Origin of the sequence: Ochrobactrum sp. SFR4, from assembly GCF_019730395.1 — a bacterium.
Classification (GTDB): domain Bacteria; phylum Pseudomonadota; class Alphaproteobacteria; order Rhizobiales; family Rhizobiaceae; genus Pseudochrobactrum.
This window is the reverse complement of sequence record NZ_JAAPBB010000247.1, coordinates 1-419: the sequence shown is the minus strand read 5'-3', so window position 1 is coordinate 419 and position 419 is coordinate 1. Positions and strand designations below refer to the sequence as shown.

At 48.0% G+C, this 419-nt stretch carries 1 protein-coding gene; it reads right to left on the bottom strand.

Features of this window, described 5'->3' with window-relative positions:
• Positions 1-419 (bottom strand): ABC transporter permease (locus HBA93_RS18830; RefSeq protein WP_221724313.1); only part of this gene is annotated, 419 nt, incomplete at both ends.

Sequence of the window (419 nt, the reverse complement as noted above, 5' to 3'; positions counted from 1 at the left end):
CCGCCTCAACAAAATCCATCACCACTACATCCAGAGCAACAGCGCGGCCGATACGAAAAACACGCGTGGAATCCAATAAAGCCATCACCAATATCAAAATCCAGATTTTCTGCGGCAGCATTGCCAAAACGATCAACGCAAAAATCAAAGTCGGGATCGCCATCATCATATCATTGAAACGGGATAAAATCTGATCGGCAATACCGCGGTTAAGTGCTGCGAAAAAACTTAATCCCACTCCCAATATGAAGGATATTAATGTCGCGAATAGTGCCACCGACAGCGTGGTACGGGCGCCATATATCAGTCGCGACAGAATATCCCTGCCAAGATTATCAGTACCGAGCCAAAACTCAGAACTCATAGGTGCCCATATATCGCCGACAATATCGCCTTCCCCGTAGGGCGCGACCCATTGC